At 59.6% G+C, this 12529-nt stretch carries 15 protein-coding genes; 7 read left to right on the top strand and 8 right to left on the bottom strand.

Going from position 1 to position 12529, the window contains the following annotated elements:
- Window positions 1–80: 80 nt before the first annotated feature.
- The 3 genes from Q8X51_RS03360 to recX all read left to right on the top strand — a co-directional run bounded on the left by Q8X51_RS03360 (window position 81) and on the right by recX (window position 2199).
- Window positions 81–581: a CinA family protein gene (locus Q8X51_RS03360; RefSeq protein ID WP_065926515.1), complete on the top strand. Its 501-nt coding sequence runs from the start codon at window positions 81–83 to the stop codon at window positions 579–581.
- An 83-nt stretch (window positions 582–664) separates the two neighbouring features.
- Window positions 665–1723: a recombinase RecA gene (gene recA / locus Q8X51_RS03355; RefSeq protein WP_065926514.1), complete on the top strand. Its 1059-nt coding sequence runs from the start codon at window positions 665–667 to the stop codon at window positions 1721–1723.
- An 8-nt stretch (window positions 1724–1731) separates the two neighbouring features.
- A complete protein-coding gene (gene recX, locus Q8X51_RS03350) occupies window positions 1732–2199 on the top strand; it encodes a recombination regulator RecX (protein ID WP_012722522.1) in 468 nt (155 codons plus the stop codon).
- A 205-nt stretch (window positions 2200–2404) separates the two neighbouring features.
- On the opposite strand, the gene Q8X51_RS03345 is transcribed toward recX, so the two are convergent.
- Together Q8X51_RS03345 and Q8X51_RS03340 are read right to left on the bottom strand one after the other, a co-directional pair.
- Entirely contained in the window at window positions 2405–3517 is a 1113-nt protein-coding gene (locus Q8X51_RS03345) for a TIGR00730 family Rossman fold protein (protein WP_065926513.1), read from the bottom strand.
- A gap of 376 nt (window positions 3518–3893) precedes the next feature.
- The gene (locus Q8X51_RS03340; protein WP_027604548.1) at window positions 3894–4334 is read right to left on the bottom strand and encodes a PA3611 family quorum-sensing-regulated virulence factor; all 441 of its coding nucleotides are present in this window, start codon (window positions 4332–4334) and stop codon (window positions 3894–3896) included.
- A gap of 179 nt (window positions 4335–4513) precedes the next feature.
- Between Q8X51_RS03340 and Q8X51_RS03335 the strand changes: the two genes are divergently transcribed.
- The 3 genes from Q8X51_RS03335 (at window position 4514) to Q8X51_RS03325 (ending at window position 6574) form a co-directional block, all read left to right on the top strand.
- Complete coding sequence (locus Q8X51_RS03335; protein WP_407693201.1) at window positions 4514–5233, top strand: tRNA-uridine aminocarboxypropyltransferase; 720 nt, start codon at window positions 4514–4516, stop codon at window positions 5231–5233.
- 252 nt (window positions 5234–5485) lie between these two features.
- The gene (gene erdR, locus Q8X51_RS03330) at window positions 5486–6136 is read left to right on the top strand and encodes a response regulator transcription factor ErdR (protein ID WP_065926510.1); all 651 of its coding nucleotides are present in this window, start codon (window positions 5486–5488) and stop codon (window positions 6134–6136) included.
- A gap of 75 nt (window positions 6137–6211) precedes the next feature.
- Entirely contained in the window at window positions 6212–6574 is a 363-nt protein-coding gene (locus Q8X51_RS03325; protein WP_065938722.1) for a diacylglycerol kinase, read from the top strand.
- A 3-nt stretch (window positions 6575–6577) separates the two neighbouring features.
- On the opposite strand, the gene Q8X51_RS03320 is transcribed toward Q8X51_RS03325, so the two are convergent.
- A complete protein-coding gene (locus Q8X51_RS03320) occupies window positions 6578–7504 on the bottom strand; it encodes a LysR family transcriptional regulator (protein WP_053137418.1) in 927 nt (308 codons plus the stop codon).
- 124 nt (window positions 7505–7628) lie between these two features.
- Here Q8X51_RS03320 and fpr point away from each other — a divergent pair, with 124 nt between their 5' ends.
- Window positions 7629–8408 carry a ferredoxin-NADP reductase gene (gene fpr, locus Q8X51_RS03315; RefSeq protein ID WP_003172178.1) on the top strand — a complete coding sequence of 260 codons (780 nt, stop codon included), beginning with the start codon at window positions 7629–7631 and terminating at the stop codon, window positions 8406–8408.
- A 115-nt stretch (window positions 8409–8523) separates the two neighbouring features.
- Here fpr and tsaA read toward each other — a convergent pair whose 3' ends face one another.
- From tsaA to rimO, 5 genes are all read right to left on the bottom strand, one after another.
- Window positions 8524–9219 carry a tRNA (N6-threonylcarbamoyladenosine(37)-N6)-methyltransferase TrmO gene (gene tsaA / locus Q8X51_RS03310; protein WP_065926508.1) on the bottom strand — a complete coding sequence of 232 codons (696 nt, stop codon included), beginning with the start codon at window positions 9217–9219 and terminating at the stop codon, window positions 8524–8526.
- Window positions 9220–9289: 70 nt separating this feature from the next.
- The gene (locus tag Q8X51_RS03305) at window positions 9290–9751 is read right to left on the bottom strand and encodes a DUF1456 family protein (protein WP_065926507.1); all 462 of its coding nucleotides are present in this window, start codon (window positions 9749–9751) and stop codon (window positions 9290–9292) included.
- Window positions 9752–9820: 69 nt separating this feature from the next.
- The gene (locus tag Q8X51_RS03300) at window positions 9821–10531 is read right to left on the bottom strand and encodes an rRNA pseudouridine synthase (RefSeq protein WP_027604539.1); all 711 of its coding nucleotides are present in this window, start codon (window positions 10529–10531) and stop codon (window positions 9821–9823) included.
- A 71-nt stretch (window positions 10532–10602) separates the two neighbouring features.
- A complete protein-coding gene (locus Q8X51_RS03295) occupies window positions 10603–11076 on the bottom strand; it encodes a GNAT family N-acetyltransferase (RefSeq protein WP_065926506.1) in 474 nt (157 codons plus the stop codon).
- 99 nt (window positions 11077–11175) lie between these two features.
- The gene (rimO, locus tag Q8X51_RS03290) at window positions 11176–12516 is read right to left on the bottom strand and encodes a 30S ribosomal protein S12 methylthiotransferase RimO (RefSeq protein WP_005785474.1); all 1341 of its coding nucleotides are present in this window, start codon (window positions 12514–12516) and stop codon (window positions 11176–11178) included.
- Window positions 12517–12529 lie beyond the last annotated feature (13 nt).

Below are 12529 nucleotides of genomic sequence, written 5' to 3'. Positions count from 1 at the left end.
CTCTTGTTCCAGTCTGTCGCTTGCATGAGCGATTTGCTCCTGTAGGGTAGGCAAACCCCCGCCCACTTCTGGAGACCGTCGTGAAGGAAATCACTCAACTTGCCGCTGACCTGGGCCGCCGCCTGCAGATGCTCAATGCCCACGTCACCACGGCCGAATCCTGTACCGGTGGCGGTATCGCCGAGGCCATTACGCGGATCCCGGGGAGTTCGGCCTGGTTCGAGGCGGGGTATGTCACCTATTCCAATCGGCAGAAGACCCGGCAGTTGAATGTGCCGGAAACCTTGTTTCCAAAGGTTGGGGCGGTCAGCCAGGAAGTGGTGGAGGCCATGGTGCGCGGCGCCCAGGAGAAAAGCCTGGCGCGCTTTGCCGTGGCGGTCAGCGGTGTGGCGGGGCCCGATGGTGGTTCGGTGGACAAGCCGGTGGGCACCGTGTGGCTGGCCTTTGGCGTTGGCGAGGAGGTCACGGCCGAGCTTGCGCACTTCTCCGGCAACCGCGATGAGGTCCGCCGACAAACGGTGAAGGCCGCGCTGGAGGGCTTGTTGCGACGAGCTGCAGCAGAAATAGAAAATCAGGGGTAGGCGATCTCCGATCTTTGTGGAACAATACTGTCTACTTATACAGGTGTTGGCCGTCAGGCCTTATTGATTACGTGAGGACTTTAATGGACGACAACAAGAAGAAAGCCTTGGCTGCGGCCCTGGGTCAGATCGAACGTCAATTCGGCAAGGGTGCCGTAATGCGTATGGGCGATCACGACCGTCAGGCGATCCCGGCTATTTCCACTGGCTCTCTGGGTCTGGACATCGCGCTCGGCATTGGCGGCCTGCCAAAAGGTCGTATCGTTGAAATCTACGGTCCTGAATCTTCCGGTAAAACCACCCTGACCCTGTCGGTGATTGCCCAGGCGCAAAAAATGGGCGCCACCTGCGCGTTCGTCGACGCCGAGCACGCCCTGGATCCTGAATACGCCGGCAAGCTGGGCGTCAACGTTGATGACCTGCTGGTGTCCCAGCCGGACACCGGTGAGCAAGCCCTGGAAATCACCGACATGCTGGTGCGCTCCAACGCCATCGACGTGATCGTGGTCGACTCCGTGGCAGCCCTGGTACCCAAGGCTGAAATCGAAGGCGAAATGGGCGACATGCATGTGGGCCTGCAAGCCCGCCTGATGTCCCAGGCGCTGCGTAAAATCACCGGTAACATCAAGAACGCCAACTGCCTGGTGATCTTCATCAACCAGATCCGCATGAAGATCGGCGTGATGTTTGGCAGCCCGGAAACCACCACCGGTGGTAACGCGCTGAAGTTCTACGCGTCGGTCCGCCTGGACATCCGCCGTACCGGCGCGGTGAAAGAGGGTGACGAGGTTGTGGGTAGCGAAACCCGCGTCAAGGTCGTGAAAAACAAAGTGGCTCCGCCTTTCCGCCAGGCTGAATTCCAGATTCTCTACGGCAAGGGTATCTACCTGAACGGCGAGATGATCGACCTGGGCGTGCTGCACGGCTTCGTCGAAAAGTCCGGTGCCTGGTATGCCTACAATGGCAGCAAGATCGGTCAGGGCAAGGCCAACTCGGCCAAGTTCCTGGCGGACAACCCGGACATCGCTGCCACGCTTGAGAAGCAGATCCGCGACAAACTGCTGACCCCAACACCAGACGTGAAAGCTGCCGCCAACCGCGAGCCGGTTGAAGAAGTAGAAGAAGCCGACACTGACATCTGAAATAAACGATGACCGTTGTACTGGATACACTTGTCGCCGTTCGGCGCACCGCAATGGACCTGCTCGCTCGCCGCGAGCATGGTCGAGTCGAGCTGACGCGTAAACTGCGTCAGCGCGGTGCGGAACCTGAGATGATCGAAACCGCCCTTGACCGATTGACGGAAGAGGGGCTGCTTTCCGAATCCCGTTATCTCGAAAGTTTTGTCTCCTACCGAGCCCGGTCCGGCTATGGCCCGGCGCGTATTCGCGAAGAGCTGAGCCAGCGTGGTTTACAGCGCGCCGATATCGACCTTGCCTTGCGTGAGTGCGGTATCAGTTGGCAGGCGCAGTTGGAGGACACCTGGCGCCGCAAATTCTCGGGTCATCTCCCCATTGATGCCAGGGAACGCGCCAAGCAGGGACGCTTCTTGAGTTATCGCGGTTTTTCTATGGAGATGATCAGCCGCTTACTCAGCGGTCGAGATATGGACGACTGAACAACCTTGTTGTGCGGTGAACGGCCTTGTTATGGCGAGCGGGCTTGCTTGTGGTGAGCGGGCTTGCCCCGCGCTGGGCTGCGAAGCAGCCCCAATAGCCTCACCTTCGATCTAAACCTGAAACACCAAACCTGAAGCCCCCAAAAAAGGCCCGCTATGAAAATAGCGGGCCTTTTTGCGTTTCTGGATCCTGCGTTTTTGGATTTCACGCCGGCTGCGGCGCTACCCGCTGTTGCGTCTTCCCCTGAGCCTGCGCCCAGTTCTCCGGCAAGTTGATGTAATCCACCAGCTCCCGCAACCGGCCCTGGTCACGGCCATTGAAGTTGAACACCAACCGCGTCAAATGGCTGAACTTCGGCTCATCATGCTCCTCACCGGTATAGGCAAGCTGCTGGAATTCTCCGCTCAACCGCAGGCTGGCAAATTCACTCTGCAAATGAGCCAGCGCTCGATCGCTGAGCGGGTGATTCATGCGCACCACAAACTCACGTTTCAACCAGCGCGTGGAATGGAAGTTGGCATAGAACTGATTGATCTCTTCCACTGCCTCTTCAGCGCTGTACACCAGGCGTACCAGCTTGAGGTCGGTGGGCAGGATGTAGCGATTGGCTTCCAGCTGGCTACGGATAAAGTCCAGGGCGCCTTGCCAGAAACCGCCACCGGGCGCATCCAGCAACACTACCGGCACCAGCGGGCTTTTGCCGGTCTGGATCAGGGTCAATACTTCCAGGGCTTCATCCAGGGTGCCGAAACCACCCGGGCACAACACCAGCGCATCGGCTTCCTTGACGAAGAACAGCTTGCGGGTAAAGAAGAAGTGGAAGGACAGCAGGTTCTCGGTGCCATCGATGGTCGGGTTGGCATGCTGTTCAAACGGCAGGGTGATATTGAACCCCAGGCTGTGTTCCAGGCCTGCCCCTTCGTGGGCCGCCGCCATGATGCCGCCGCCACCACCGGTGATTACCATCAGGTCCGAACGGGCCAGTGCGGCACCCACCTCACGGGCCAAGGCGTACAGTGGGCTTTCCACCGGGGTGCGTGCCGAGCCGAACACCGTGACCTTGCGGCGCCCCTTGAACTGTTCGAGTACGCGGAAGGCGTGGTCCAGTTCGCGAATGGCTTGCAAGGTGATCTTGGCGTTCCAGCGGTTGCGGTCGTCCTGGGCCATGCGCAGCACGGTCAGGATCATGTCGCGATACAGGGGGATATTCGGGCTGTTGGGGGCGATCTGCTGGAGCTGAGCTTCAACCTGTTGCGTAAGGTCGGCCCCGTTTTCTTCAAAATGCCGGAGCAGGCGGTCATTCGGTTCGTAAGGCATTCAACTTCTCCTTCTTCACAGAGGCTGGGCCAACGGCGAGAGATTCGTCCGGGGGCCACGACACTGCATGTGTCGCTGCATACCAAGGCATTGCACGTGTTCGCCAGGCAGCAAACGGGCTCTGTATGTTCCTTGTGATTTAAAAAACCTTTGCACTGCACGTCGCAGGAGGGCAACCCTCTTTTGCCCTGGAAATGTTACAGAACGGCGTGGAAGCCGTGATGAACGGGCGGTCGGGATGACTTGATCATGGGCCGAAAAACCCTTGGCTGGCAACCGCTTATTGGTCACTCAGCAGGGAGTTTAGCCGCCTGCAGGGAAATGAAGCAGGGGAGTGCGCGCTACTGGACAGCAGCGCGCGAAGGGCAAGCGAAGATTACTTTTTCTTCTTGGCGGCAGCCGGTGCCGGGCAATCCGCTTCCACGAATTTCACCGATGCCACAGGACGATTGGTCTTGTTCTCGGTGATTTCATAGCGCATCACTGCGCCCTTGGCCATCAGCTCGCGATAACCTTTGTTCAGGCACACGCTTTGCCCCAGCTGGAAGTACACCGCCTTGGGGTTGGCGCGCATCTGTTCGGCGCGATCAGGCAATACGCTGAGGTGATCAATCAGTTGCATGCCCTCAACGGTGTAGGCCACTTCCAGGGTTTTTTCGTCGATTTCCCGGGGCAGGTCCTTGTTGCTTTCAGTCGCGACGCTTTGCAGCTTCCGGTTCATTTGGGCCTCCAGCAGCGAGGCCGCCTGGGCGCCCACGGGCAGTACCAGCGCAAGTGCGATGGATGGGGCGGCAAGACGCAGCATGGAACGCAGCATGAAACTCTCCTGATTCGGTTACTGGTGCATAGACCAGCCACTGCGCTGTGCGTTCAGTGGCGCGCAATTATAGGTGACCCCTTGCCACTACAGCCAGGCGTATCGCTGGTAAACTGCGGTCACTTCAGCCTTCCACGAGTTTTCTCCGTGTCGATCTACCCCTCTGTACGGCGCATCCGATGAGCCATGCCGTCTCCCGCCTGCGCGCACAGCGCCTGGCACGCGCGATCAAGCCCTTCGTCAATCGAGGCTCCCGTGCCGAACGCTGCCCCGGCTGCCGGGTCATCCCCGAGTATTGCCTGTGCGCCTGGCGCCCCCAGGTCGCGGCCAGGTCCGCCATGTGCCTGCTGATGCACGATGTCGAACCGATGAAACCCAGCAACACCGGCTGGCTGATCGCCGACGTGGTCGAGGACACCACGGCATTCGCCTGGTCGCGTACCGAAGTCGACCCGGATTTGCTCACCCTGCTCGCTGACCCGCAGTGGCAGCCCTACATCGTGTTCCCCGGCGAATTCGTGGCGCCCGAGCGTGTCGTCAGTACCGTGACGGTGGCAGAAGGCAGGCGCCCGCTGTTCATCCTGCTGGATGGCACCTGGAGCGAAGCGCGCAAGATGTTCCGCAAGAGTCCCTATCTGGAGTATCTGCCGGTATTGAGCCTGGCGCCTGAGCAGCTTTCGCGCTACAAACTGCGCCGCTCCAAGCGTGATGACCATTTCTGCACCGCCGAAGTCGCCGCCCTGTGCCTGGAACTGGCCGATGACACCGCTGCCAGCGAAGTGCTGGACGCCTACCTCGACGTATTCAGCACCCATTACCTGGCCGCCAAGTTCCAGCTGCCATTGGACCCGACCGACAGCGTCCATACTCGTCTTGCACCCTATATAGCCACGCTATAGCCAGACGACGTTTGCATGATGGCACCGTAAACCTGCATGCCGCTAAAATGCCCATGGGCGTAGTGCTTGACCCCCCAGGCTGCGCTGGGCATGCTGAGCGCCGATTGGGGTGCAACCGTGAGTTTTCGACGTCGTTCCAAGTGCTTTTGACGTTGAACGTACCCTGTGGCGATGGCTGCCTGGCCGTCGCCTTGTGTATTGGTGAACCCCGAACCCATCGGGGCTGCCATAAAAAACAGGATCATTTAATCAATGGCCACATACGAAATCCTGATAGCCGATGACCACCCGCTGTTTCGCAGTGCGCTGCATCAGGCCGTGACCCTGGGCCTTGGCCCGGACGTGCGCCTGGTTGAAGTGGCCAGCATTGCCGAGCTGGAAGCCCGCCTTACCGAAAAATCCGATTGGGACCTGGTGCTGCTCGACCTGAACATGCCCGGCGCCTACGGTTTTTCGGGGCTGGTGCTCCTGCGTGGGCAATACCCGCAGATCCCCGTGGTGATGGTCTCTGCCCAGGAGGATGCCGACGTGGTGGTGCGTTCCAAGGAGTTTGGCGCCAGCGGCTTCATTCCAAAGTCCAGCGCGATGGAAGATATTCAGAAGGCCGTGCGCGCAGTGTTGGACGGTGATGTGTCCTGGCCGCCGCAAGCGTTTGAACACATCAACGTGTCCGACGAAGCCAAGGCCGCCCGTGATGGCTTGGCCAGCCTGACACCCCAGCAGTTTCGAGTGCTGACCATGGTCTGCGAAGGTTTGCTGAACAAGCAGATCGCCTATGAGCTGAGTGTGTCGGAAGCGACCATCAAGGCTCATGTCACGGCAATCTTTCGCAAATTGGGGGTGCGTACGCGGACCCAGGCGGCGCTGCTCTTGCAACAACTTGAGTCAATTGCTCAGCATTAAGTTGTTACCGATTCACGCTTTTTTGACTTTGCGTGATCTAGTTTCCCCACTCCTTTGGTTCAGTTGCCTACGTCTATGTCGCCTTTCAAGGGTCAAACCGGTCTCAAACGTATCTTCAATGCAGGGGGCTATTCCCTGGATGGCCTGCGCGCGGCTTTCACCGGTGAGGCGGCGTTCCGTCAACTGGTCTTGTTGAACGTCATCCTGATCCCGCTGAGTTTTTTCCTGCACGTCAGCCGTGTTGAGCGCGCGCTGCTGATTGCGGTGTGCCTGTTGGCCTTGATCGTTGAATTGCTCAATTCGGCGGTAGAAGCGGCGATCGACCGTATTTCCCTCGATCGCCACCCCCTGTCGAAAAACGCCAAGGACATGGGCAGCGCCGCGCAATTCGTGGCACTGACCATGATCACCCTGGTGTGGGCAGTGATTCTGATCTGACGATCAGGCAATGCTCGGCAGCACGATCTCGTCGCTGCGCTGAACCCCGGCAGTGAAGGCGCGGCACAGCTCCAGGAACTCCCGCATCGCGGAGGTCTGGTATTTCTGTTTATGCCAAATGAAGTAGAACTGTCGGGCCAGGTCCAGGTCCGGGGTTTCTACCGGCACCAGGCTGCCACGGCGAAATGCATCGCGCAGCGCCAGCCGAGAAATACACCCAATGCCCAAACCCGATTCCACCGCCCGTTTGATCGCCTCGGTGTGCTCCAGCTCCAGGCGGATATTCAGCGCGCTGCGGTGATGGCGCATGGCCTGGTCAAAGGTCAGGCGCGTGCCGGAGCCTTGTTCCCGCAGGATCCAGGCCTCATGGGTCAATTCTTCCAGGGTGGCCACGCCGCGCTTGGCCAGGGGGTGCTGAGGTGCACAAAACACCACCAGCTCATCTTCCACCCAGGTTTGCACCTCGATATCCGGGTGGCTGCAGTCGCCTTCGATTAGACCCAGGTCAATTTCGTAGTGCGCAACTTGGTGCACGATATTGGCAGTGTTCTGCACATGCAGCTTCACCTGGCTTTCGGGGTGCTGCTGCATGAAGCTGCCGATCAGCAGGGTGGCCAGGTAATTGCCAATGGTCAGGGTAGCGCCGACCGCCAGGGAGCCGAAGCCGGACTTACCGTTGAGCAGGTCTTCGATCTCCTTGGCCTGGTCCAACAGCGCCACCGCTTGGGGCAACAGCTGATGGCCCAAGGCGTTGAGACTCAGGCGTTTACCGGCACGGTCGAATAATTGGCAGCTGGATTGACGCTCCAGCTCCGTAATCGAGGTGCTGGCGGCGGATTGAGATAAGGCCAGAAGGCCAGCAGCGCGGGAGACGCTTTCCTGCTGGGCGACGGCGACGAAGACTTGCAGTTGACGGAGAGTAAATCGCATATCGATATAACCGATAACCCTTATCTTAATAATCCAGTTAACAGATATTGTCGCCGCCATTAGAATGCTGTGCAATTGCGCACTTCATCTTTGGCGCAGACCCATTTCCAGGAGTCCCCCGTACATGAGCAACATGAACCACGAGCGTGTCCTCAGTGTTCATCACTGGAACGACACTCTGTTCAGCTTCAAGTGCACCCGCGATCCGGGCCTGCGCTTCGAGAACGGTCAGTTCGTGATGATCGGCCTGCAACAGCCCAACGGCCGCCCGCTCATGCGCGCTTACTCCATTGCCAGCCCGAACTGGGAAGAGCATCTGGAGTTCTTCAGCATCAAGGTGCCGGATGGCCCGCTGACTTCCCAATTGCAGCACTTGAAGGAAGGCGACGAGATCATCATCAGCAAAAAACCGACAGGCACCCTGGTGCTTGACGATTTGAAGCCGGGCAAACACCTCTACCTGCTCAGCACCGGTACTGGCCTTGCTCCGTTCATGAGCGTGATCCAGGACCCGGAAACCTACGAGCGCTTTGAAAAAGTGATCCTGTGCCACGGCGTGCGCTACGTCAACGAAGTCGCTTACCGCGAATTCATCACCGAGCACCTGCCGCAGAACGAGTTCTTCGGCGAGGCCCTGCGTGAGAAGCTGATCTACTACCCGACCGTGACCCGCGAGCCGTTCGAAAACGAAGGCCGCCTGACCGACCTGATGCGCAGCGGCAAGCTGTTCAGCGACATCGGCCTGCCACCGATCAACCCCGAGGACGACCGCGCCATGTTGTGCGGCAGCCCAAGCATGTTGGACGAGACCAGCGAAGTACTGAACAGCTTCGGCCTGAAAGTTTCGCCACGCATGCGTGAGCCGGGTGATTACTTGATCGAGCGCGCGTTCGTCGAGAAATAACTGCGGTAAAAAATGTGGGAGGGGGCTTGCTCCCGATGGCGATGGGTCAGTCGATATACACGTTGACTGATCCACCGCCATCGGGAGCAAGCCCCCTCCCACATTGGGTTCCGGTTTATCCCGCTGGCACCACTTCCAACACACAAATCATCCCGGCCTCTGGATAGTGCCAGCGCACATCCACATCCCAGAACTGCGCCCCGTATTCGCGTTCAGGCCCTGGCGTCTGGTACGCCGGCCGTGGATCCTGTGCCAGACACTGATCGATCAACTCCACCAACGGCTCCCCAAGGCGCTGGGCATGGCCTTGTGCCTGCTGCAGTGCGCTCTTCAGCCACTGCACGGGAATCAGCTGCGGCGCACCACTGGCGATGCTGTTGGTGGCTGTGTCGATGATGTCGGCGTAGGGCACATACGGCTTGATATCCAATACCGGGGTGCCATCGAGCAAATCGATCCCGGAGATCCACAGCCGGCCTGGCTCCACCTTGTCCAGCTTGACCACTGACTGGCCAATCCCGTTGGGCCGATGAGTCGCGCGGGTCGCAAACACGCCCATGGACGTGTTGCCGCCCAGGCGGGGCGGGCGCACTTTCAGGCGGGGCTTGTCCTCCAGGGCCTGGTGGAACAGAAACAACAGCCACACATGGCTGACCTGCTCCAGGCCCTGTACCGCCTCGCCCTGGTCGAACGGCGCCACCAACTCCAGCACGCCCCGCGCGGCAGGCGCCAGTTGCGGTTGGCGCGGAATGGCGAACTTCTCCTTGAAGCAGGAGCGTACGAAACCGACGGGCGAGACCTGGTAGGCCATTACTGGAGCCTCAAGTTGCAAGCCGCAAGCCACAAGCTTTTAACTTGCAGCTTGAAGCTTATGGCTGTTCTTATGCTCTGACGCGCAGCGTCAGGCCCTTGAGGAAGTTACGCAGCAACTGGTCGCCACAGGTGCGGTAGTTGGTGTGGCCGAACTTGCGGAACAGCGCGCTCAGCTCAGGCTTGGACACCGGGAATTCGGCAGCCTTGAGGATGGCGTGCATGTCGTCCTCCTTCAGTTCGAAGGCCACACGCAGTTTCTTGAGGATGATGTTGTTGGTCACCGGGGTTTCGATCGGCTGCGGCGGACGGCTTTCGTCCTTGCCGCGCTTGAAGATCACCAGGCCATCGAGGAAGTGGGCCATGACCTCATCCGGACAGAACACAAAGCCTTCTTCCTCGTCTTTCTTGAGGTAGGTCAGCAGGTCTTCCTTGGTCACGTCCATGCCGCCGAGCTTGATAAGCTCGACCATCTTGTTGTCGCTGATGTCGAGCATGTAGCGCACGCTGCGCAGTACGTCGTTGTGAATCATGGTGGGCAATCCTGGTTTTCAACGGTGGGCGCCGCCGGGTGGGGCGGTGCCTGGAAAGGGGGAGGCTGTTTAGAACTTTTCTTTGCCGGACAGATAACGCCATTGGCCAACCGGCACTTTGCCGATGGACACGCCGCCGATGCGAATGCGGCGGATAGCGACGACTTTCAGGCCAACGGCTTCGCAGAACAGGGCGATCACGCCTGGTTGCGGGTTTTTCATCGCAAATCGCAGGCGATTTTCGTTCTGCCAGCTGGCTTTTACGGCTGGCAGCTCTTTGCCTTTGTAGGTCAGGCCGTGGTTCAGGCGGTTGAGGCCGTGGGCAACCATGTCGCCTTCAACCTCCACCACGTATTCCTGCTCGATCTTGGCGGCATCGGCGGTCAACTTGCGCAGGATCTTCCAGTCCTGGGTAAACACCAGCAGGCCGCTGGCCTTGGCCTGCAGGTCGGCGCTGGCGGTCAGGCGCAGGAAGTGGCCCTTGAGCGGACGCTTGCTGAAGCGGTGTTCCTCCGAGAGGGTTTCGGCGCTGATCGAGGCCATTGCCGTCTCGGCATCGACACCAACCGGGGCGTGGAACAGGATGGTCACCGGCTCTGGCGCAGTGGCCTTGGCCTCCGGGTCCAGTTCGACCTTCTGGGTGGTGATCTTGAATTGCGGCTCGTCGATCACTTCACCGTCCACCGAGACCCAGCCGCCTTCGATAAACAGCTCAGCCTCCCGACGGGAGCAACCGACCAGTTCGATAAGGCGTTTGGAGAGGCGTATGGGGTCAGTCATGACAAGGGCCGTAACAAAAGGGGGCGGCTATTGTACCTGTGTGGGCGCGGTTAATCCCGGCCCCATTTCATTTAGCCCTGACGGGCGTTTTGTTGTTGCTGGCGCAGGCGCAGGTGCAGCAACGGATAGGGCTGGCCCAGGCCGTCATGCTCGGTGCGTCCGACCACTTCGAAACCCTGCTTGAAATAGAACCCCAAGGCTTGGGGATTCTGCTCGTTAACGTCGAGTTCGTCGGCGTTCATGCGCTCGATTGCATAACGCAGCAACTGCCGGCCTAGGCCTTGCCCGCGGTATTGCGGGTCGATAAACAGCATCTCCACCTTACCGCACGCCACCCCGGCAAACCCGGTAATACGCTGGCGTGCGTCTTTGGTGCAGATCAGCATCACCGAATCCAGGTAGCGGGTCAGCAGCAGGTTTTTCAGCAATATGATGTAACTGTCCGGCAAAAAATCATGGGTGGCCCGCACCGAGGCCTCCCAGATGCGCGCCAACTCCGCGTAGTCGCTGGCTTTAGGTGTGTGGATAACCGAATGCTGACGCATGCCCGCTGCCCCTTGCGATGATTGGCGCTGATGGGCAAAAGATAGACCTAAAAAAGCCCCGCATCTTGTCCAGAAGCAGGGCTTTTCAAGTTTTTTCGATCAGTCGCGCTTTTCAGCCCACAGATCGTACTCATCGGCGTCGGTCACGGTGCACCAGACCTTGTCACCCGGCTTCAAGCCGCTGGCATCGTCGATAAACACGTTACCGTCGATTTCCGGTGCATCGAAGAAGCAACGGCCGACTGCGCCTTGCTCGTCGACTTCGTCGATCAGCACTTCGATTTCCTTGCCGATACGCAGTTGCAGGCGCGCCGAGCTGATTGCCTGTTGGTGCGCCATGAAGCGCTCCCAACGGTCCTGCTTGACGTCATCCGGGACCACGGCCAGGTCCAGCAGGTTGGCCGGGGCACCTTCCACGGGCGAGTACTGGAAGCAACCCACACGGTCCAGTTGCGCTTCGGTCAGCCAGTCCAGCAGGTACTGGAAGTCTTCTTCGGTTTCGCCGGGGAAGCCGACGATGAAGGTCGAACGGATGATCAGCTCGGGGCAGATCTCGCGCCAGTTCTTGATGCGCGCCAGGGTCTTGTCTTCGAAGGCCGGACGTTTCATGGCCTTGAGCACTTTCGGGCTGGCGTGCTGGAACGGGATGTCCAGGTACGGCAGGATCTTGCCGGCGGCCATCAACGGGATCAGCTCGTCCACGTGCGGGTACGGGTAGACGTAGTGCAGGCGCACCCACACGCCCAGGCTGCTGAGGGCTTCGCAGAGTTCGGTCATGCGGGTTTTCACCGGCGCGCCGTTCCAGAAGCCGGTGCGGTATTTCACGTCGACGCCGTAGGCGCTGGTGTCCTGGGAGATCACCAGCAGCTCCTTGACGCCGGACTTGACCAGGCGCTGGGCCTCGTCGAGTACGTCACCCACCGGACGGCTGACCAGCTTGCCGCGCATCGACGGGATGATGCAGAAGCTGCAGCTGTGGTTGCAGCCTTCGGAAATCTTCAGGTACGCATAGTGACGCGGGGTCAGCTTGATGCCTTGGGGCGGTACCAGGTCGATCAGCGGGTTGTGATCCTGGCGCGGCGGCACTACGTCGTGCACGGCATTGACCACTTGCTCGTACTGCTGCGGGCCGGTCACGGCCAGTACGCTGGGGTGCACGTTGCGGATATTGCCTTCTTCCACACCCATGCAGCCGGTCACGATGACCTTGCCGTTTTCCTTGATGGCTTCGCCGATCACTTCCAGGGACTCTGCCTTGGCCGAGTCGATAAAGCCGCAGGTGTTGACCACCACCACATCGGCGTCCTGGTAAGTGGACACCACGTCATAGCCTTCCATGCGCAGTTGCGTGAGGATGCGTTCGGAATCGACGAGCGCCTTCGGGCAACCCAGGGAAACAAAGCCAACCTTGGGGTTGGCTTTTGCGATGGTGGTGGACATGTCTAACCTCGGT

Origin of the sequence: Pseudomonas sp. Yb2C2 (assembly GCF_052112325.1) — a bacterium.
GTDB lineage: Bacteria > Pseudomonadota > Gammaproteobacteria > Pseudomonadales > Pseudomonadaceae > Aquipseudomonas > Aquipseudomonas marginalis.
Note: the sequence above shows the minus strand (reverse complement) of the source record. Positions and strands in the feature narration are given on the sequence as shown.

Excerpts from the sequence above, each read along its gene's own strand:
- Q8X51_RS03340 (WP_027604548.1), bottom strand. The coding sequence starts at position 4,334 with ATGCTGCGTTCCATGCTGCGTCTTGCCGCCCCATCCATCGCACTTGCG.
- Q8X51_RS03325 (WP_065938722.1), top strand. The coding sequence starts at position 6,212 with ATGTCGCCTTTCAAGGGTCAAACCGGTCTCAAACGTATCTTCAATGCA.
- recX (WP_012722522.1), top strand. The coding sequence starts at position 1,732 with ATGACCGTTGTACTGGATACACTTGTCGCCGTTCGGCGCACCGCAATG.
- Q8X51_RS03300 (WP_027604539.1), bottom strand. The coding sequence starts at position 10,531 with ATGACTGACCCCATACGCCTCTCCAAACGCCTTATCGAACTGGTCGGT.
- erdR (WP_065926510.1), top strand. The coding sequence starts at position 5,486 with ATGGCCACATACGAAATCCTGATAGCCGATGACCACCCGCTGTTTCGC.
- tsaA (WP_065926508.1), bottom strand. The coding sequence starts at position 9,219 with ATGGCCTACCAGGTCTCGCCCGTCGGTTTCGTACGCTCCTGCTTCAAG.
- rimO (WP_005785474.1), bottom strand. The coding sequence starts at position 12,516 with ATGTCCACCACCATCGCAAAAGCCAACCCCAAGGTTGGCTTTGTTTCC.
- fpr (WP_003172178.1), top strand. The coding sequence starts at position 7,629 with ATGAGCAACATGAACCACGAGCGTGTCCTCAGTGTTCATCACTGGAAC.
- Q8X51_RS03305 (WP_065926507.1), bottom strand. The coding sequence starts at position 9,751 with ATGATTCACAACGACGTACTGCGCAGCGTGCGCTACATGCTCGACATC.
- recA (WP_065926514.1), top strand. The coding sequence starts at position 665 with ATGGACGACAACAAGAAGAAAGCCTTGGCTGCGGCCCTGGGTCAGATC.
- Q8X51_RS03335 (WP_407693201.1), top strand. The coding sequence starts at position 4,514 with ATGAGCCATGCCGTCTCCCGCCTGCGCGCACAGCGCCTGGCACGCGCG.
- Q8X51_RS03320 (WP_053137418.1), bottom strand. The coding sequence starts at position 7,504 with ATGCGATTTACTCTCCGTCAACTGCAAGTCTTCGTCGCCGTCGCCCAG.
- Q8X51_RS03295 (WP_065926506.1), bottom strand. The coding sequence starts at position 11,076 with ATGCGTCAGCATTCGGTTATCCACACACCTAAAGCCAGCGACTACGCG.
- Q8X51_RS03345 (WP_065926513.1), bottom strand. The coding sequence starts at position 3,517 with ATGCCTTACGAACCGAATGACCGCCTGCTCCGGCATTTTGAAGAAAAC.